This is a genomic window from Mesorhizobium sp. M8A.F.Ca.ET.057.01.1.1 (genome assembly GCF_003952565.1).
Lineage (GTDB): Bacteria > Pseudomonadota > Alphaproteobacteria > Rhizobiales > Rhizobiaceae > Mesorhizobium.
In genome coordinates this window covers 5,602,154-5,620,161 of sequence record NZ_CP034454.1, presented here as the reverse complement: position 1 = coordinate 5,620,161, position 18,008 = coordinate 5,602,154, and the positions used below count along the sequence as shown (strand labels likewise).

Here is an 18,008-nt window from a genome sequence, read left to right as displayed (position 1 = left end):
GCGCAATTTCAGGCCGATTGTCAGGCCGGGGTCATCAAGGCCGGCAGCAGCGCGCCTGAGATGTGCTGGACGACTTTGACGCCCTTGGCGTGCACGATCGGCTGCGCGTACTGCATCAGAGGCAGCACATAGGCCTGCTCGGCGATGTACTTGTCGACCGCCTTCCAGCCGGCGATGCGCTTGGCCTCGTCTTTCTCTCCCCACAGCGGGTTGATCATGTCGATCAGGTCCTGGCTGTCCCAGACCGAATGCGGGCTAGGCCCATACATGGCAAAGCCGGTCGAGGTGGTCGGATCGCCAATGGCGTTGCCCCAGTTGTAGAAGGCCGCGGGCGCGAGCTTGTCGGCGGCGCGCAGTTCGTAGTGCTTGGCGATCTCATAGACCTCGATCGTCGCCTCGATGCCGACCTTGCGCCACATGCCGACGATCGCCTGGATCATCTCATAGTCCTTGGGCTTGAAGCCCTTGGTCGTCTGGATGGTGAACTTGACCGGCTTTTCCGGTGAATAGCCTGAGGCGGCCAGCAGTTCCTTGGCCTTCTCCGGATTGTGCTCCACCTTGATCGAGGCATCGAAGGCCGTGTATTCCGGCGTTTCGAGCGTGGCGATGGGCTGGCCGTAGCCGCGCAGCAGCCGCTTGACCAGAAGCTCCTTGTCCACCGCCATGACGGCTGCCTGGCGCACGTTCTTGTCCAGCATCGCTTCGATGTCGTTGAAGAAGATCATGCCGATGTCGGAAACATTCTTGATCGAGCCGGCAAGCCCGTCCTTGGCGATCAGCCGGTCATACTCCTCATAGGGGATTTCGAGCGTCACCTGCGAGGAGCCGGATTCGATCTCGGCCACGCGGCTCGCCGCATCGGTTACGAACTTGATCGTCACATTCTCGAAGGCCGGCTTGCCGCCCCAATAGTTGGGATTGGCCTTCAGCCGCAGGAAAGCGTTGCGCTCGAATTTTTCCACCATGTAGGGGCCGGTGCCGATCGGCGCCTTCTCGAAGCCTTCGGCGCCGACCTTCTCGTAATAGGCCTTGGGCATGATGTAGCCGGTCAGGAACGACATCCACTTGAAATAGACCGGATCGAATTGCACGACGTCGCCAGTGATCTTGTTGCCGTCGATCTTGAAATTGTTGACGTTCTTCCAGACGAACTGGATCGGATTGCCGGTCTTCTCGTCGCCCGCCCGCTGCAGCGACCAGACGACGTCTTCCGGTGTGAAGGGCGAGCCGTCATGCCATTTCACGCCTTCGCGCACCGTCATCATGATCTTGGTGCGGTCGTCGTTCCAGCCCCATTCGGTCAGCAGGCCAGGCGCGAAGGACAGGTCCGGCTTCTGCGGGATGAATTGGTCGAACACCGATTGGTAGAGGCCCTGGATGGTCGGGTTGACGGCCGACGGTCCGGTGGTCGGATCCCAGGACGGCAGGTTGACGTTGTAGGCAATGGTCAGTTCGCCGGCGGCAGCCTGGGCGATCTTTGGCAGGCCGACGGCGGCCACGCCAAGTGCCGCGGCACTGTATCCCAGCAATTCGCGTCTGTTGATTGTCATGGTCGTTCCCCTTGTTGGTTTGTTTGTCTTTGCGCAGCGTCTTCAATTCATTGGCTCGGGCTTCGTCGGCAGCAGCGCCTTGCCTCTCGTCGCCTCCATAAATTCGTCTGGCCTACCTCCCGCCAAGCTGTTGCGCGAGCATGAAGCCCGATGCGGCACCCGTGCCAGCGCCTGGCCATGTCGCGGCGCCGGTGAGATGCAGGTTGGCGACCGGCGTCTTCCAGCCGGCATAGCCGCGCGCCGGCCGGAACAGGAAATTCTGCGCCAGATGGTGGCTGCCGCAGACCTGGTCGCCGCCGACGAGGTTCGGGTTCTCGCGCTCGAGATCGATGGGTGAAAACACCGCCCGGCCAAGGATTTTCGTACGCAGGCCCGGTGCGTAGGTTTCGATGATGTCGAGTATCCGGTCGGCATAACCCTCCTTGACCTGGTCCCAATGTGCTGGCGGGATCTTGGCCGAGGCGTCGCCCGCGATTTCGGCGGGCAGCATGCGCACCTGCACCCACAGAACATGCTTGCCCTGCGGCGCGCGCGATGGGTCGATGGCGGTCGGCTGGCCGACGACCAGCACCGGTTCGTCCGGCAGCATGCCTGCCATCGCCTGCTGATAAGTGCGCGACATCTGGTCGAGCGAGGGGGACAGATGCACATAGGCGAACTGGCGCAACTCTGCCCCGGCGCGCCAATCCGGCAGATCGTCCAGCGCCAGATGGATCATCATCGTGCCCGGCGCATGGCGGAATTTCTGCATTGCCGTGTCGAAGCCGGCGTTGCCGGACCCATTGGGCAGCAGCTTGCCGGTCAGCGTCTTGGGTGCGACGCCTGCAATGACCGCCTTGGTGGCGGTATGCGTTTCGCCGGAAGCAAGCCGCACACCGGTCGCCTTGCCGCCAGAGACGGTGATCTCGGCAACGTCGGCACTGGTAGTGATCCTGCCGCCGGCCGATGTGACCATGCCGGCCAGGGCCCGGATGATCGTGTCGGCGCCGCCCTTGCCCAGCACCATGCCGAAACTCTGGTTGGCCATCGATTCCAGATAGGGAAACACGGCGCCGCCGGCGATGTCGGGCGCGAAGTCGAGATGCATGCCCCAGGTGGCGAGCGTCGCCCTGATGTGTGGAGACTCGAAAGTCTCCTCCAGCCAGGCGCGCGGCGAGGACAACAGCAGCCGGCCGGTATCGAGCGCGCCGGAAACACCTTTCTTGCGCCACAGGTTCCATGCGGTGCCCGCAAGCGCCCGGGCGCTCATCGGCGAGCCCAGCAGCTTGAACAAATGCTCGGCTTCGGCCGGGAAAGCGGCAACCAGCCTGCGCCATGTCGCGGCATCGGGGGCTGAAAAGGCGGCCATTCGGCTGGCGGTCTTTTCCCGATCGTTGCTGACGCCAAACCAGCGCCCATCCGGAAAGGCGCTGGCGAAACAATCGGCGACCGGCGCGAATTCCAGCCCCTGCGCTTTCAATTCATTTGCATATTTCCGGTGGAAGGCGGAGCCGGCGAACAGGCTGAGATTCATCGCGCCGAAATCGTGGCGAAAGCCCGGAAGCGTGAATTCGCGGGTTTGCACCGCGCCGCCGATGGTTGCGTTGCGCTCGAAAACCCCGGTTTTCCAGCCCTTGAGCGCCAGATGCGCGGCGCATGCCAGACTGTTGTGGCCCGCCCCGACAAAGATGGCGTCGAATTCGCTCACGCCCCGTTCCCATTTCCTTTATGCTTAAAGATAATTGCAGATGCATATGTTTTCGTCTAGTAGGATATTAAGGGCCGAGACGAGCCTTGATCATGTCAGACAAGAGGGAACAGAGACCATGGACACCCAAAAACTTCTCGGCGAAGTCGCCGGTCAGCTCCTTTCCGGCGCCATCAAGGTGGTCGACCTGACGGCGCCGCTTGGGCCGGATACACCACTGATCAAGCTGCCGCCGGAACTTGCCGTCGATACGCCGAAGGTCGAGATCCACTCGATCTCCCGCTATGACAAGAACGGTCCGTGGTGGGCGTGGAACTGGCTGAAGCTCGGCGAGCATTCCGGCACGCATTTCGACGCCCCGCAGCATTGGATCAGCGGCAAGGATTATCCGGACGGCGCCACCGACACCATTCCGGCGCAGAACTTCATCGGCCCGGTCAATGTCATCGACTGTTCGAAGGAGGCCGCCGCCGACCATGATTTCCTGCTCACCGTCGACCACATCAAGGCATGGGAAGCCAAGCATGGCGCGATCAACGCCGGCGAGTGGGTGGTGATGCGCACCGACTGGTATAAGCGCAACGGCTCGGAAGCCGAGTTCCTCAACGCCAACGAGACCGGCCCGCACACGCCCGGCCCGACGGCCGAAGCCATTCAGTTCCTGATCAGCAAGGACATCAAGGGCTGGGGCTCGGAGACGATCGGCACCGATGCCGGCAAGGCGGGCGGCATGGAGCCGCCATTCCCGGCGCACACGCTGATGCACAAGGCCAACCGCTATGGCCTCGCCAGCCTCTGCAACCTCGACCAGCTGCCGCCGAAAGGCGCCATCTTGATCGCGGCACCGCTCAAGATCGAGCACGGCACCGGCAGCCCGATCCGCGCACTGGCGCTGGTGGTTGGAAAATAGAGCGAGGTGGGTCTTCGGGAGAAGATCATGCAGGTTGGTGAGGCGATAGGGAGGCAGGATGGCGGCGTTAGCGCTCTACGGCGTAGGTCGCCGGCCCACGCAATCGAACGCCATCTCCCAGAGACGGCGAGCAACGCCCAATGAAAGCGCCCGACCACATCATCGTCGGCAGCGGCATCAACGCGCTGGTTTGCGCGGCGATGCTCGGCGGCAAGGGCGCCAAGGTCCTCGTTCTGGAGCGCAACGACCGCATTGGCGGCTGCATGCGCACCGAGGAGATCACCGCGCCTGGCTTCATCCACGATGTGATGGCGACGACCTTCGTGCTGTTCATCACCTCGCCGGCCTTCGCGGCACTTGGCGCCGACCTCGCTCGGCACGGGCTGGAATTCTGCCATACCGGCACGCCGACCGGCGTGCTTCGCCCGGACGGCAGTCATGTGGTGCTCAGCACCGACCGCGCCGCCAATGTCGCGGCAATCAACGCAATCGCCGCGGGCGATGGCGACCGGCATGCGGAGGATGTCGGCGGCATCGAACGCAATGCCGGCCTGTTGTTCGGCCTGCTCGGCGGCAGTCTGTGGTCATACCCGACCGCCAAGCTGCTGGCAGGCGACGCCTGGCGGCGTGGTCCGCGCGGCCTTGGAGCCTTTCTCGGCGAAGCCCTGGTGCCGGCGCGCGGCTGGCTGGAAAGCAGCTACCAGTCCGAGACCGTCCGCGCGCTCTGGGCGCCGTGGGTGCTGCATGCCGGACTTGGCCCGGAAGACGCCTTTTCCGGCCAGATCGCCAAGGTGATCGCCTTCGCGCTGGAGGCGGCCGGCGCGCCGATCGTCAAGGGCGGGGCGCAGAACCTGCTGTCGGCTTTCGAGGCGCTCATCAAGGAGCGCGGCGGCGTCATTTCCACCGAAGCGGACGTTGCCTCCATCCTCCTGGCCGGCGGCCGCGCCACCGGCGTGCGACTGGCTTCGGGCGAGACCGTCCATGCGAAGAAGAGCGTTATCTGCTCGGTTACGCCGACACAGCTCTATGGCCGCCTGCTAGGCACGGATGCCCCCAAGCCGATGCCGAGGCGACGAAGAAATACCGGTACGGCAAAGGCAATTTCCAGATCCACTACGCCCTCGACAAGCCGCCGTCCTGGCGCGGCGAAGGCCTCGACAAGGTGGCACTGCTGCATCTGACGCCCGGACTGGACGGTGTCTCGAAAGCCTGCAACGAGGCGGCGCGCGGCATGCTGCCCGAGGTGCCGACCATCTGTGTCGGCCAGCCGCATGCGCTCGACCCGTCACGCTGCCCGGAAGGCAAGGCGATCCTGTGGCTGCAACTGCCCGAGGCGCCCCGCCATATCAGGGGAGACGCCGTCGGCAAATTGCAGGCGCCGGCCGACGGGCAATGGAACGAAGCGCTGCGCGAGGCCTATGCCGACCGCGCCGAAGCGGTTCTCGCCAGCCATATCGATGGCTTCAGGGACAGCGTGATCGCGCGCCGCGCCTATTCGCCGGCCGATCTCGAAGCGATGAACATCAACCTGGTCGGCGGCGACCCTTATGGCGGTTCCTCGACCATAGACCAGGCCTTCCTGTGGCGGCCGTTCAAGACCAGCCGCAACCACCAGACCGGCATAAAGGGCCTCTATCATATCGGCGCCTCGACCCATCCCGGTGCTGGCCTCGGCGGCGGCTCCGGTTTCCTGTTGGCGGGGAAGCTGTGATGGAACAGAAGGTCGCCGAAAAACGCCAGCGCATTTCGACCCTCGGTCAGATCGGCCTGCAGCAATTCGCGCCCTATCTGATGAACCGCATCATGGGCCGCTACAACGCCACCTTGCGTGACGATTTCCGCAAGCAGGGCCTGACCATTCCGCAGGTGCGCACGCTGGCCGTGCTGTCGGTCGCCGACGGCGTCACCGTCAACGACCTCTCGGTCTATACCGTCATCGAACAGTCGACCTTGAGCCGCACGCTGGACACGCTGGAGGGGCAAGGGTTCGTGCGGCGCGAGCAGGGCGTGAGCGACAGCCGGATCCGCCACGTGTTCCTGACCGACGAAGGCCGCGCCGAGTTCACCCGGGCCTGGCCGGCCATGCACGACGCTTTCGAGGCGATGTTCGACGACGTCGACGATGCCGAATATGCCGCCCTCATCGCGACACTGCAGAAGATGCTGAAGAACATTCGCAAGCACGACATCTAGATGTACGCGCCGCCGATGCCGGGCGGCAACGGAAGGAGGCCAAAATGGCCGAACGGTCTTTTGCCAAGGAAGTCGAGAAGCTCAGGCTCGGCGCCGGCGAGGAATTCGCCGGCGAGGGCATTCTCGCCATCACCAAGGCGCTGCTGCAATGCGGCGTCGGCTATGTCGGCGGTTACCAGGGCGCGCCGATCAGCCATCTGATGGATGTGCTGGCCGACGCGCAGGATATTCTGGGCGAACTCGGCGTGCATTTCGAGGCCAGCGCCTCGGAAGCCACCGCCACCGCCATGCTCGCCGCCTCGGTGCATTACCCGATCCGTGGCGCCGCGACCTTCAAGTCGACCGTCGGCACCAACGTAGCTTCAGACGCGCTGGCCAACCTCGCTTCCGGCGGCGTCACCGGGGGCGCGTTGATCATCGTCGGCGAGGATTATGGCGAGGGCTCTTCGATCATGCAGGAGCGCAGCCACGCCTTCGCCATGAAGAGCCAGGTTTGGCTGCTCGACCCGCGTCCAAACCTGCCCTCGATCGTCAAGGCGGTGGAGGATGGTTTCGAGCTGTCCGAGATTTCCAACACGCCGGTCATGCTGCAGGTGCGCATCCGCTGCTGCCACGTGCATGGCCATTTCATCGCCAAGGACAACAAGCGTCCGCCGATGACGGTCGCCGATGCGCTCGAAGCACCGCGCCGCGACACCGGCCGCATCGTGTTGCCGCCCGCCTCGTTCCTCCACGAGAAGGAGAAGGTGGCGAAGCGCTGGCCGGCGGCGGTGGATTTCATCGCCAAGAACAGGATCAACGAGTTCTTCGGCTCGGACCACGGCTCGGTCGGCATCGTCATGCAGGGCGGCATGTACAATTCGGTCATCCGTGCGCTGCAGCGGCTTGGCCTTGCCGACACCTATGGCGACACGGATGTCCCGCTCTACGTGCTCAACGCCGTCTACCCGCTGATCGACGACGAGTTCCTCGCCTTCTGCGAGGGCAAGCAGGCGGTGCTGGTGGTCGAGGAAGGCCAGCCCAACTATATCGAACAGGCCTTTGCCGCCATGCTGCACAAGGCCGGGCGCGGCACGCGCTTGGTCGGCAAGGAACATCTGCCGATGGCCGGCGAATATACCGGCCAGGTCATGCTCGATGGTATTGGCGCCTTCCTGCGCGCCGAGGCGCCGCATCTTTTGCCGGGCGAGGTGCGCGCGCCCAACAAGGTCGGCGACGGCGTCGACACGGCTGACCTGATCAACGTCGTGCCGGGTCGGCCGCCCGGCTTCTGCATCGGCTGCCCGGAACGGCCGATCTTTGCCGCGACCAAGCTGGTCGAACAGGAACTCGGCAAGCACCACATCGCTTCCGACATCGGCTGCCATCTGTTCTCGATCATGCCGCCTTTCGAACTCGGCGCCACCACGATGGGCTATGGGCTGGGGCCGGCCTCGGCGTCGGCGTTCAATTCGCCCGACGCCAAGCGCCGCTCGATCTCCTTCGTCGGTGACGGCGGCTTCTGGCACAACGGCCTGACCTCCTCGATCGGCAACGCGGTGTTCAACAAGAATGACGGCGTCATCGTCATCGTCGATAATTTCTACTCGGCCGCGACTGGCGGGCAGGACATCCTGTCGTCGCGCGCCGGCAACAAGACCAAGTCGACCAAGCATCCGATCACCGAGGCGGTGAAAGGCATGGGCGTCAAATGGTTGCGCCATGTCGACCGCACCTACGATGTCGGCAAGATGCAGGATACCTTGCGCGAGGCGCTGACAACGGACGAGAAGGGCCCGAAAGTCATCGTCGCTTCGTCCGAATGCATGCTCAATCGCCAGCGCCGCGAAAAGCCGCTGGTCGACAAGGCGATCAAGGGCGGCGAGCGTGTGGTCAAACCGAAGTTCGGCGTCGACGAGGATATCTGCACCGGGGACCATGCCTGCATGCGGCTTTCCGGCTGTCCGTCGCTGTCGGTGAAATCGCTTGACGACCCGCTGCGCGACGATCCGGTGGCGTCGATCGACCAGAACTGCGTCGGCTGCGGCAATTGCGGCGAGGTGGCGGACGCCGCGGTACTGTGTCCTTCCTTCTACCGCGCCGATGTCCTGCACAACCCAAGCCGCTGGGACCGGTTCCTGGAAACGGCGCGTCGCGCGACGATCGGCTTCCTGCAGAGGCGTCGCGAAAGCCGCCGCCTGATATTCGCCGATGCTTGAGCCTATTCCTTCCCTGCGTCCGAGGTCCGGTGCTGCTGATGAGCCGGTGATCAAACTCGCCGTGCTGGCCGTCGGCGGCCAGGGCGGCGGCGTGCTGGCCGACTGGATCACCGACGTCGCCGAACGCAACGGCTATGTCGCGCAATCGACCTCGGTCGCCGGCGTCGCCCAGCGCACCGGCGCGACCATCTATTATATCGAGATGGCCCGCGACACCGGCCGCCTGCCGGTCTTCGCCCTGTCACCGTCGCAAGGCGATGTCGACATTCTGATTGCCGCCGAATTGATGGAGGCCGGCCGTGCCATCATCAGGGGCTTCGTCACCCCCAACCGCACGACGCTGATCGCCTCCTCGCATCGCATCGCCGCTGTCTCGGAAAAGATCGAACCGGGCGACGGCCGCGCTTCGTCGTCCAAGGTCCATGCGACGGCGGAGGCCGCGTCGAAGCGCTTCATCGCTTTCGACATGGAAAAGATCGCCGCCGACAAAGGCTCGATGATCTCGGCCAGCCTGCTTGGCGCGCTAGCCGGCTCCGACGCACTGCCGTTCACGCGTGAGAGCTACGAACAGGCGATTGGTGCCGGCGGGCGGGGTGTGAAGGCAAGCCTTGCCGCCTTCGGCGCAGCCTTCGACCGCGCACGCGGCACGGCGGCACCAGCGCCGAAACCGGCAGAGCCGGCCATTGTCGAATCCGCCCAGGGGCGCGTGAGCGGTCCGCAAAACCTGCTCCAGGGCTGGCAGGCGCTTGCCGCCCGCATTGAGCTGATGCCCCTGGCGGTGCGCGACATGGCGCTGCGCGGCCTGAGAAAGGTCGTCGACTATCAGGATATCGCCTATGGACGCGACTATCTCGACCGAGTGGATAAGGCAATTGCGCTAGACAGCGCCGGCCACGCTTATGCGCTGTCCATCGCCGCCGCCAAGCATCTGGCCAATGCCATGTGCTATGACGACATGATCCGCGTCGCCGATCTGAAAACGCGCTCGACCCGCGACAGGCGGGTGCGCAAGGAGGTTGGCGTCGAGGACGGTTCGGTCCTGCAGGTGACCGAATATTTCCATCCGCGCATCGAGGAGTTCTGCGGTACGCTGCCGGCGGGGCTGGGCAGCTACATCGAGAACCGGCCCAAGCTCGCCGCCTTTCTCGACCGCCGCATCAATCGTGGCCGCCGCATCCGCACCGATAGCTTTGCCGGTTTTGCAGCCCTCTGGTTCATCGGCGGCCTGCGCCGCTGGCGCCGCAGCCTGTTGCGGCACAAGGTCGAGGCCGCGCATCTCGACCGCTGGTACGCTCTGGCGCTTGCCTACGCGCCGGCAGATTACGCGCTTGCCATCGAAATCCTCAACTGTCGCCGGCTGATCAAGGGCTACAGCGACACGCATGTGCGCGCCCAGTCGAAATTCGACCGCGTGCTCTCGGCGCTCGATATGCTCGAGGGCCGCGACGACGCCGCCGACTGGATCCGCCGCCTGCGCGAAGCGGCGCTTAAGGACGAGAAGGGCGACATGCTGGATGGCGCGCTGAAGACCGTCGCGACACTGAACGAAGGCACTTCTCGCTAGCCGGTGATCAAGCGCCAGAGACCTGCATCTTTCGCGGCCAGCCCCGTCCAATGGGAATTTGGAAAGCTGCACCGACGCGATAGGCCCGTTAACCTTTCCTCACTTTTGTGAACGTCGTTCATTTTTAGCCTTGAACATCGTTCAAGGTGTGCTATATTGGCGCTATGAACATTGTTCATCGGGAGGAGTAAATTCTAAACCGCTTGGCACAAGGCGCGCAGGCCAGCTTCACCAGCGGTGGAACGAACCAGCGACCACTGGCGACTTCCAACCTAGTAAAGAAGTTTAACCAGCTCACGGCTATCACAACGATCGAACAGCGCATGAACCTGCGGGGATCACCGGCGCATCGCCGCGTGATTCCGCCAAATGGGAAATCGCCATGAACACGCATCTCATGCTTTCGCGGCGCTTCGCGCCGCTCTTCTGGACGCAGTTCCTGTCAGCTTTCAACGACAATTTCCTCAAGAACACACTGGTATTCCTGATCCTCTTCACACTGGCTGCCGATCAGGCCGCCTCGCTGGTCACGCTGGCCGGCGCCGTGTTCATGGCTCCTTTCCTGTTCCTGTCGGCGCTGGGCGGCGAGATCGCCGACCGCTTCGACAAGGCATTCATCGCCCGCCGGCTGAAATTCGCCGAGATCGGCGCCGCTGCCGTCGCGGTCGTCGGTATCGCGGTGTCCTCCATTCCCGTGCTGATGACGGCGCTGTTGATGTTCGGCGTCATCTCGGCACTGTTTGGGCCGATCAAATACGGCATCCTGCCCGATCATCTCGAGCGCAAGGAATTGCCCCGCGCCAACGCCTGGATCGAGTCGGCGACCTTCGCCGCCATCCTTGGCGGCACGATCGTGGGCGGTGTCGTCTCGGCTGACGGCATCGGTGTCGCCGTTTTCGGCCCGATGATGATGACCCTGGCGGTCGGCTGCTGGTTCGTCAGCCGCTCCATCCCCTCGACCGGCTCCGCCGCGCCGAACCTTGTCATCGACTGGAACATCTTCCGCTCGACATGGCGCCAGGTCAGCGAATTGCGCACCGACACGCGCATCTGGCGCGCCGGATTGATGACCTCGTGGTTCTGGCTGATCGGCGCCATCGTGCTTTCGATCCTGCCCACGCTGGTCAAGGATCAACTCGGCGGCAACGAGATCGCGGTCACCGCCTATCTCGCCGTGTTCGCCGTCTCCATCGCCATCGGCTCGGCGATCGCCGCCTGGATGTCGCAAGGGCGCATGGTGCTCCTTCCCGCGCCGGTCGGCACGGCGCTGCTGGCGCTGTTCGGCTTGGACCTTGCCTGGACGATCTGGAGCATGCAGCCTTCGCCCAAGGCCGAAACCCTTGGCCTTTTCTTCGCCGGGCCCAACACCATCCGCGTTGCCATCGACCTTGCCGGCATGGCCGTTTCCAGCGCCTTCCTGGTCGTGCCGACCTTCGCTGCCGTGCAGGCCTGGTCGCCCGAGGCGCGCCGCGCCCGCGTCGTCGCCGCCGTCAGCATCGTCAACGCCGGCTTCATGACGCTGGGCGGCATCCTCGTCGCCGCCATCCAGGCCGCGGGCGTCTCTATCGCCAGCGTGCTGTTCGGGCTTGCCGCCTTCAATGCCGTGGCCGCCTGGCTGATGCTGAAATATCTGCCGACCAACGCCTTCCGCGACTTCGTCTCAATCCTCTTCCGCGCCTTCCATCGGCAGGAAGTGGAGGGCCTGGAAAACCTCAAGGCCGCGGGGCCTGCGCCCATCCTGGCACTCAACCATGTCAGCTTTCTCGACGGTCCGCTGGCGCTGACGCTGACCGATGAAGAGCCGGTCTTCGCCATCGACTACACGATCGCGCAGGCGTGGTGGATGAAGCCGTTCCTCAAACTGACCCGCGCCCTGCCGCTCAATCCGGCCAAGCCGATGTCGACGCGCACGCTGATCAAGATCGTGCAGAACGGCGATCCGCTGGTCATCTTTCCCGAGGGCCGTATCACCGTCACCGGCGGGCTGATGAAGGTCTATGACGGCGCCGCTATGGTGGCGGACAAGACCGGCTCGATGGTGGTGCCGATCCGTATCGAGGGGCTGGAAAAAAGCCCCTTCTCGCGGCTGACGGCGCAGCATGTGCGCCGCCGGCTGTTCCCGAAGGTCAAGGTGACCATACTGCCGCCGGTCAGGCTCAAGGTCGCCGACGAGCTGAAGGGCCGCAAGCGCCGGGCCGCCGCCGGTGCCGCGCTCTACCAGGTGATGTCCGACCTCGTCTTCCGCACCCAGCATATCGACAAGACCGTGCTTGAAAGGATCATCGAGACGGCGACCGAGCGCGGCATGAAGCAACTTGCGGTGCAGGATCCGGTCGCCGGCTCACTGAGCTATGGCAAGCTGCTCACGGGTGTCGCGGTGCTCGGCGAGAAGTTCGAGACGCTCTATGCCGGACAGGACACGCTCGGCATCATGCTGCCCAATGCCAATGGCGCTTGTGCCGCGCTGCTTGGCGTCATGTCCGCCGGCAAGGTCCCCGCGATGATCAACTTCACCGCCGGTGCCGCCAACATCCTGTCCGCCTGCAAGGCGGCGCGGGTCACCACCATTCTGACCTCTCGGGCCTTTGTCGAGCAGGCCAAGCTCGGCGCGACGGTCGAGGAGGTCGGCCGGTCGGTGAACATCGTCTGGCTCGATGATCTGCGCGCAACCATCGGCCTCAAGGAGAAGCTGCTTGGCCTGCTGCGCAAGGCCACGCCCAGGGTTGCCCGCAAGGCCACCGACCCGGCGGTGATCCTGTTCACCTCTGGCTCCGAAGGCACGCCCAAGGGCGTGGTGCTTACCCATCGCAACATCCTGGCCAATGCCGCGCAGGCCGCCTCGCGCATCGATTTCCATTCGGGCGACAAGGTGTTCAACGTGCTGCCGATCTTCCATTCCTTTGGCTTGACGGCGGGCACGGTGCTGCCGCTGGTGTCGGGCGTTCCGGTCTATTTCTACCCTTCGCCGCTGCACTACCGCATCGTTCCCGAACTGGTCTATGCCTCGAACGCGACGATCATCTTCGGAACCGACACCTTCCTCAGCGGCTATGCCCGCACCGCACATCCCTACGATTTCCGCTCGGTACGCTACTGCTTTTCCGGCGCCGAGCCCGTCAAGGCCTCGACCCGCGAAACCTATATGGAGAAGTTCGGTCTGCGCATTCTCGAAGGCTACGGCGTGACCGAGACGGCGCCGGTGATCTCCATCAACACACCGATGTACAACAAGTCGGGCACGGTCGGAAAAGTCATGCCCGGCATGGAATACCGCCTGGAACCGGTGATCGGCGTCGAGGGCGGCGGGCGGCTGTTCGTGCGTGGCCCCAACGTCATGGCGGGCTATCTCAAGGCGGAAAAACCTGGTGTGCTCGAACCGCTGCAGGACGGCTGGCACGACACCGGCGACATCGTCAGCATCGACGATGCCGGCTTCGTCAGCATTCGCGGTCGCGCCAAGCGCTTCGCCAAGATTGGCGGCGAGATGATTTCACTGGCTGCCGTGGAAGCATTGGCGGGCGAGCTGTGGAAAGGTTCGCTCTCGGCGGTCGCGACCGTGCCGGATCCGCGCAAGGGCGAAAAGCTGGTGCTCATCACCGAAGCCGAAAAGGCGACGCGCGCCGAGTTTCTGGCCTTCGCCAAGGCGAACGGCGCCATGGACCTGATGGTACCGGCCGAAGTGCGCGTCGTGTCACACGTGCCGGTGCTTGGCTCGGGCAAGATCGACTTTGTCGGCGCGACCAGGCTGGTTCGCGGAGAGGCCTTTGAGGCCGCCAAGGTCGAGGCCGCCTGATAGCCGCGCGACGCCCGATTGGGCTGTTTGCCCAGCTTTAACCGGGGATAGGCGGCCGGGCGGGCGGGTGCCGCCCGGCCCACCCACGCGCTTACCAGCGATGCCAGCGGTGCCAGTGGCGGTGCGGATGCCAGCCGTAATAGGCCGGGCCTTGCCAATAGCGGTAGCGCGGATACATCACGACACGGTTGGGAACGCAGCGCCCCCAGGGATTGGGATGCCAGCCGGGTCCGCAACCCCAGGCCACATGCTCGATCAGCGCCGGCGCGGCCGGTTGCGTCACCATCGGCATGGCGGCGGAGGTCGCGACGGTTGCCGCGGTTCCAGTCAAGGCGAGGACGGCTGCCGCCGCATACTGTGTCAGACGGTTCATGACGTTACTCCGAATGTTGTCCGAGATGAAAACCTGTTCGTACCGATGGGTCCGGCAGGTCTGCCCTTCTTCTGGTTAAACGGCCCTGCGCGCGTTTTCCGTCGGCCGTCACGGTGATTTTCTGGCTCCGCCTTCGGCGGCGGTCCGGCGCGCCTGGCCAGCCCGTCCGCCAGCACAGCGCGCCCGTCGGCGGATCCTGCCGCCGCGAATTCGATGATGCGCTGCTCCAGCCGCGTGCGCAGGGTGACGTCAGCATTGCGGGCCCGTTCAAGGGCCGCCGACAGCGCCGCCGTGTCGAGGACGGGCTGCCGCAACATGTCCGCCGCCTCGCGCCTGGCCTGCTGGCCGTCGAGGATGATGTCGCGCGACTCGCGGCGGACCTCGCGCAACGCCTTGCGGAACAGCATGCGCTGCTGGTCGGGAAGACGGCCGCCGGCCGCCTCCAGCGAGTAGCCCTGGCCCTGCTTGCCGCTTCTTATCCAGATGGCCCCGCCGGCAAGCGCCCCGGCCAGGAAGACATTTAGCACCACCGATGCGACGATGAGGTTACGGCTTGTACTCATAGGTCCTCCCCGATCGTCTCGCCATCGGGCCCGACATCGCCGAACGCGGTCGCATTGGCATCGAGCACATAATGGTCGGACGGAGCCTCTGGAGTAACGATGGTCACCAGGGCCAACCCGGCCACCGCGCCCGCCAGGCCAATGCCGGCCAGCCCCAGACCCAGCCACCAGACCAGCTGGCGCCGGCGCTTGACAAGGTGCCGCTCGGCGGTCCGCAGGATGCTGCCGTGCAGCGCCGCGCCGGGCGCCTTGACGGCATAGCTGTCGAGCAAGGCGTCGAGTTTCCCGGCGTGGCCCAATATGACCGCGCCCATCTCGCTCGCGGCGAACATCGCTCCGGCCTTGCGATCGGCCTGCGGCCACCGCCGCAGATCGCCGCCATAGGCCGCCGCCAGATCCGCAAAGCGCTCGGCATCCATTGCCGGTTCGTTCCTCGACCCATCAGACATCAGTCTATCCTTTGCCGATTGGCGCCGCGTGTCCGGGCGGTTGGATTCCCGGGACCTGGCCACCGGACGCTCGCGAGGTACGGTGAATGCTTCGCATCATGATCGCGCCTTTCTCAGTCATGGGCACCATCCCTGGCCAGGATCGTATGCAGCGCCCGCCGGCCGCGCGACAGCAGGCTCTCCAAGGCATCGACACTGATCTCCAGGGTCGCGGCCGCCTCTATGTTGGACATCTCCTGATAGTAGACCAGGATGATCGCCTCGCGCTGGCGTGGTGCGATTGCCTGCAAGGCCTGCTCGACCCGATGCGGCTCTTCGCGGGCATCGGGAAGCGGGGCGGGATCGACAATGTCCGGAACCGCGTCGGTCACCCATTCGCGGCGCCGGCGCAGCCGGTCGTAGCAGAGGTTGAGCGTGACGCGGTGGATCCAGCTGTCGAAGCGTGCATTGCCGCGCCGCCAGCCCGATGCATGACGCCAGATGCGCATGAAGGTTTCCTGCGCGACATCCTCGGCCTCCGCCGCGTCGCCCAGCACGCGCACGGCCAGCGAAAAGATGCGCGGCAGCTTGCGCGCGACCAGCATCCGCACCGCCTCCGGCTCGCCGGCACCGACGCGGCGAACCAACTCCTCGTCCGGGTCGGCGCTCATCAACTGGCGCACTCCCGATGTCCATCACGCGTCATAGCCTCTTGGTCATTGCTCCGGCTTGGGAGCGGATTTGTGGCCCGGCCTCTCGTCGGCCGTCAGAATGCCGTCGCCATTCTTGTCCAGCCTGGCGAAGCGCTTGGCGAAGAACGCATCGAGCTCGGCCCGGTCGATGAAGCCGTCATGATTGGAATCGATGCGCGCGAAGGATTTGGCCGGATCGCCCTTGACGTTGCGTTTGGCCCGGAAGGCCTCCCACTCCAAGAGGCTGATCTTGCTGTCGCCGTCCGTGTCGGCGGCCATGATCGCCTTCTCCCGCCGCTTCTGGAACTTGGCCAGCGTGATATCGGACTTGGCACTAGGGGATGGGGCACTACGGGATGGGGCAGTAGGGGATGTGGCCGCGGACGATGTGGCGGCGGGTGGCGTGGCGGGCGGTGGCTGTGTCGCTGTCTGGGCCAGAGCCGCGGTGGTCAGCAGGCTCAAGGCAGCAGCAAGGATCGAACGGCGTATCATGCTTCACGTCTCCGGTTGGCGCATGCCATGGCCCAATGCCGCGGTCACGCATCAACCGTTAAACGCAGCGATCGGAGAAATCCGTCGGTCGCCGATGCCGATCACGCCGCTCGGCCGGCGATGCCAGGCCTTCAGCGCCAGGAGAAGCGGCAGAACACCTTGTCCGGCGGTCTGGATTAAGCCGATTGGTTGTCGGCTACCAGCTGATCCGATTTGAAGCCGGCATGCTGCGGGGTCCACACATCGCCCTCTTTATTGAACCAGTGGCACAGATACATGCCGGAAGCGGCGCCGTCGCTGACCGTCATCTTCGGGCCTCCCGACTTCAGCTTGACGACGTCTCCAGTCTTGAAAGTGTTGGGCATTTGGACCTCCCATGCCGACACCTGACATTTCATACCAAAAGTGGTGTCCCGACAATGGCATATGGGTCTTTTGGGCCACTGTCTCATGGGGCAACGCGCAGGCATCGCGGACGGCGCCATAGGGGCGAAGCGTGCAGCCTCCGCAGATCAGTCCGCCTCGATCACACGCCGGACCGGCTTCCTGACCGGCTCCCGTCGGCGCGTAGGCGGAGGCTTGTCCGCCAATGCCTCCTGCCGCAGTCTCTGCTCCCTCAGGCGGGTTGTCTTGGCATCCCTGGCGTGGCGCTCGGCATCCAGCACCAGCCTCGCCTCGCGGTCCGCTCTTGCCAGCTTTTCCTTGTCGACACGCCTTGGCAATTTAAAAACCTCCTGTCCGTGGAACCATCGGCAGGAAATGTGCGACCCAAGCGTCTGTTCCAAAAAACAGGCGCCTGTTTCAAAAAATAGAAATGCGATGTCAATCATTTGTTGTTGAGATTTGAAAACGCCGGACCGCTCGCTTGTCAGCGCGTTACTGTTCCAAGCCCGGAAGGACCTCGCGACTGATCGGCAGGGTGAAGACAGCGTCCCCATTGCCTCTCAAACGCAAAAGCCCGCCGGCCGAGGCCAACGGTCGATTATACGACCACTTGCGATGGCGATCAGGCACGGGCGTCGGGAAGACGCCCCGTCCTCGTCACCCGGCTATCGGGCCGGATATTGGGGCGATAGCCGCAGCTACGCTGGCCAGACGATCGCGCTTCTTCAATTCAGGCTTCTCGTAGGTCTTCTTCATGGATATTCCCCCGTTGATCACTCAGGGCGCAAAATTGCCTGCGGCTGCCGGTTGTTGTCAAGCGATTGCAAAAAGCCCGCCACCCAGCGTTGAACCACGTATGGTGGCAGGCTCGGATGCGGGCGGGTATCCGCAAGTCGCACGACTACTCGGCCTGGCAAAAGGCAAGCGGCCGGAATCCGGGCTATCTTCCGCGCACCCAAGCCGCTTCGACCATCGGTTTGAAAAAACTGGTGCCGCTTAGGTGACTCGAACACCTGACCCCATCATTACGAATGATGTGCTCTACCAACTGAGCTAAAGCGGCCCGGGAGGTCAAGGCCTCCAAGATGGGCAGGGTGATAGACTCAACCGGCCGCGAATTCAAGATGCGACTTGGCAAATCATGCAAGCGCCCCGCCGCGATCGAAACCGGGGCTCCAGCG

14 protein-coding genes, 1 tRNA gene and 1 pseudogene are annotated in these 18,008 nt (G+C 64.3%); 6 read left to right on the top strand and 10 right to left on the bottom strand.

The window, feature by feature from the left end:
• Positions 1 to 20: 20 nt before the first annotated feature.
• Positions 21 to 1,550 (bottom strand): ABC transporter substrate-binding protein, encoded by a 1,530-nt coding sequence (locus EJ077_RS26735; RefSeq protein WP_208697575.1) that lies wholly within the window; start codon positions 1,548 to 1,550, stop codon positions 21 to 23.
• Between the two features lie 112 nt (positions 1,551 to 1,662).
• Positions 1,663 to 3,237: a phytoene desaturase family protein gene (locus tag EJ077_RS26730; RefSeq protein ID WP_208697573.1), complete on the bottom strand. Its 1,575-nt coding sequence runs from the start codon at positions 3,235 to 3,237 to the stop codon at positions 1,663 to 1,665.
• Between the two features lie 118 nt (positions 3,238 to 3,355).
• Between EJ077_RS26730 and EJ077_RS26725 the strand changes: the two genes are divergently transcribed.
• The 6 genes and pseudogenes from EJ077_RS26725 to EJ077_RS26700 all read left to right on the top strand — a co-directional run bounded on the left by EJ077_RS26725 (position 3,356) and on the right by EJ077_RS26700 (position 13,895).
• Complete coding sequence (locus tag EJ077_RS26725; protein WP_127275955.1) at positions 3,356 to 4,147, top strand: cyclase family protein; 792 nt, start codon at positions 3,356 to 3,358, stop codon at positions 4,145 to 4,147.
• Positions 4,148 to 4,287: 140 nt separating this feature from the next.
• Positions 4,288 to 5,858: pseudogene (locus EJ077_RS26720) on the top strand (phytoene desaturase family protein).
• The gene (locus tag EJ077_RS26715; RefSeq protein WP_208697571.1) at positions 5,858 to 6,340 is read left to right on the top strand and encodes a MarR family winged helix-turn-helix transcriptional regulator; all 483 of its coding nucleotides are present in this window, start codon (positions 5,858 to 5,860) and stop codon (positions 6,338 to 6,340) included. The pseudogene EJ077_RS26720 and the gene EJ077_RS26715 overlap by 1 nt, the downstream one beginning before the upstream one ends.
• A gap of 44 nt (positions 6,341 to 6,384) precedes the next feature.
• Positions 6,385 to 8,538 carry an indolepyruvate ferredoxin oxidoreductase subunit alpha gene (locus EJ077_RS26710; protein ID WP_208697569.1) on the top strand — a complete coding sequence of 718 codons (2,154 nt, stop codon included), beginning with the start codon at positions 6,385 to 6,387 and terminating at the stop codon, positions 8,536 to 8,538.
• Positions 8,531 to 10,102, top strand: coding sequence for an indolepyruvate oxidoreductase subunit beta family protein (locus tag EJ077_RS26705; RefSeq protein WP_208697567.1), 1,572 nt, complete (start codon positions 8,531 to 8,533; stop codon positions 10,100 to 10,102). The genes EJ077_RS26710 and EJ077_RS26705 overlap by 8 nt, the downstream gene beginning before the upstream one ends.
• 382 nt (positions 10,103 to 10,484) lie before the next feature.
• Positions 10,485 to 13,895, top strand: a complete 3,411-nt coding sequence (locus tag EJ077_RS26700) for an acyl-[ACP]--phospholipid O-acyltransferase (protein WP_208697565.1) — start codon at positions 10,485 to 10,487, stop codon at positions 13,893 to 13,895.
• A gap of 91 nt (positions 13,896 to 13,986) precedes the next feature.
• Here EJ077_RS26700 and EJ077_RS26695 read toward each other — a convergent pair whose 3' ends face one another.
• The 8 genes from EJ077_RS26695 to EJ077_RS26660 all read right to left on the bottom strand — a co-directional run bounded on the left by EJ077_RS26695 (position 13,987) and on the right by EJ077_RS26660 (position 17,890).
• Entirely contained in the window at positions 13,987 to 14,268 is a 282-nt protein-coding gene (locus EJ077_RS26695) for a GCG_CRPN prefix-to-repeats domain-containing protein (protein ID WP_208697563.1), read from the bottom strand.
• The gene (locus EJ077_RS26690) at positions 14,265 to 14,831 is read right to left on the bottom strand and encodes a periplasmic heavy metal sensor (protein WP_208697561.1); all 567 of its coding nucleotides are present in this window, start codon (positions 14,829 to 14,831) and stop codon (positions 14,265 to 14,267) included. The genes EJ077_RS26695 and EJ077_RS26690 overlap by 4 nt, the downstream gene beginning before the upstream one ends.
• Complete coding sequence (locus tag EJ077_RS26685; RefSeq protein ID WP_208697559.1) at positions 14,828 to 15,280, bottom strand: hypothetical protein; 453 nt, start codon at positions 15,278 to 15,280, stop codon at positions 14,828 to 14,830. The genes EJ077_RS26690 and EJ077_RS26685 overlap by 4 nt, the downstream gene beginning before the upstream one ends.
• Positions 15,281 to 15,393: 113 nt before the next feature.
• The gene (locus EJ077_RS26680; RefSeq protein ID WP_208697557.1) at positions 15,394 to 15,930 is read right to left on the bottom strand and encodes an RNA polymerase sigma factor; all 537 of its coding nucleotides are present in this window, start codon (positions 15,928 to 15,930) and stop codon (positions 15,394 to 15,396) included.
• 45 nt (positions 15,931 to 15,975) lie between these two features.
• Positions 15,976 to 16,443, bottom strand: a complete 468-nt coding sequence (locus tag EJ077_RS26675; RefSeq protein ID WP_208697555.1) for an EF-hand domain-containing protein — start codon at positions 16,441 to 16,443, stop codon at positions 15,976 to 15,978.
• Between the two features lie 176 nt (positions 16,444 to 16,619).
• Positions 16,620 to 16,808: a YodC family protein gene (locus tag EJ077_RS26670; RefSeq protein ID WP_208697553.1), complete on the bottom strand. Its 189-nt coding sequence runs from the start codon at positions 16,806 to 16,808 to the stop codon at positions 16,620 to 16,622.
• A 147-nt stretch (positions 16,809 to 16,955) separates the two neighbouring features.
• Positions 16,956 to 17,273, bottom strand: a complete 318-nt coding sequence (locus tag EJ077_RS26665) for a hypothetical protein (RefSeq protein WP_208697551.1) — start codon at positions 17,271 to 17,273, stop codon at positions 16,956 to 16,958.
• Between the two features lie 541 nt (positions 17,274 to 17,814).
• A tRNA-Thr gene (locus EJ077_RS26660) sits at positions 17,815 to 17,890 on the bottom strand.
• Positions 17,891 to 18,008 lie beyond the last annotated feature (118 nt).

What these genes read in the sequence shown, in the direction of transcription:
- EJ077_RS26695 (WP_208697563.1), bottom strand. Translation starts at nt 14,268, where the DNA reads ATGAACCGTCTGACACAGTATGCGGCGGCAGCCGTCCTCGCCTTGACT.
- EJ077_RS26680 (WP_208697557.1), bottom strand. Translation starts at nt 15,930, where the DNA reads ATGAGCGCCGACCCGGACGAGGAGTTGGTTCGCCGCGTCGGTGCCGGC.
- EJ077_RS26670 (WP_208697553.1), bottom strand. Translation starts at nt 16,808, where the DNA reads ATGCCCAACACTTTCAAGACTGGAGACGTCGTCAAGCTGAAGTCGGGA.
- EJ077_RS26700 (WP_208697565.1), top strand. Translation starts at nt 10,485, where the DNA reads ATGAACACGCATCTCATGCTTTCGCGGCGCTTCGCGCCGCTCTTCTGG.
- EJ077_RS26705 (WP_208697567.1), top strand. Translation starts at nt 8,531, where the DNA reads ATGCTTGAGCCTATTCCTTCCCTGCGTCCGAGGTCCGGTGCTGCTGAT.
- EJ077_RS26675 (WP_208697555.1), bottom strand. Translation starts at nt 16,443, where the DNA reads ATGATACGCCGTTCGATCCTTGCTGCTGCCTTGAGCCTGCTGACCACC.
- EJ077_RS26725 (WP_127275955.1), top strand. Translation starts at nt 3,356, where the DNA reads ATGGACACCCAAAAACTTCTCGGCGAAGTCGCCGGTCAGCTCCTTTCC.
- EJ077_RS26665 (WP_208697551.1), bottom strand. Translation starts at nt 17,273, where the DNA reads ATGATTGACATCGCATTTCTATTTTTTGAAACAGGCGCCTGTTTTTTG.
- EJ077_RS26710 (WP_208697569.1), top strand. Translation starts at nt 6,385, where the DNA reads ATGGCCGAACGGTCTTTTGCCAAGGAAGTCGAGAAGCTCAGGCTCGGC.
- EJ077_RS26735 (WP_208697575.1), bottom strand. Translation starts at nt 1,550, where the DNA reads ATGACAATCAACAGACGCGAATTGCTGGGATACAGTGCCGCGGCACTT.
- EJ077_RS26690 (WP_208697561.1), bottom strand. Translation starts at nt 14,831, where the DNA reads ATGAGTACAAGCCGTAACCTCATCGTCGCATCGGTGGTGCTAAATGTC.
- EJ077_RS26685 (WP_208697559.1), bottom strand. Translation starts at nt 15,280, where the DNA reads ATGTCTGATGGGTCGAGGAACGAACCGGCAATGGATGCCGAGCGCTTT.
- EJ077_RS26715 (WP_208697571.1), top strand. Translation starts at nt 5,858, where the DNA reads ATGGAACAGAAGGTCGCCGAAAAACGCCAGCGCATTTCGACCCTCGGT.